Genomic DNA, 298 nt, shown 5'->3' on the forward strand with positions numbered 1-298 from the left:
TATGGCCATAAAAGTAGGAAAAGTGTCTCAAGTAGCACCTGTTGACAAGTTGAGCGTAGTGTTTGCTACACTGTTAGCTATTTTATTTTTCGGTGAAAAGCTGAGCTTGGTAAATGGAATGGGAGTAGCACTTATTGCTATCGGTGTAATCATGACAGCATGGCAATAATATATATTATGATGATAAAAAACCTTCAAATAAAGTTAATTGAAGGCTTTTTACATGTGTGTCAAACTCATCACGAACAGCAGACCCAAAAAGTTTTTTTAAACTGCCCAATTAATCCTGCCCACTCAT

At 36.2% G+C, this 298-nt stretch carries 1 protein-coding gene; it reads left to right on the plus strand.

All coding sequences use genetic code 11. The features are described from left to right. Positions 1–169, plus strand: a 169-nt coding sequence (locus V7137_RS29630; protein WP_335701380.1) for an EamA family transporter, incomplete at its 5' end; no start/stop codon positions are given. Between the last annotated feature and the right edge of the window lie 129 nt (positions 170–298).

Origin of the sequence: Neobacillus drentensis (genome assembly GCF_036962765.1) — a bacterium.
Taxonomy (GTDB): Bacteria; Bacillota; Bacilli; order Bacillales; family Cytobacillaceae; genus Neobacillus; species Neobacillus drentensis_C.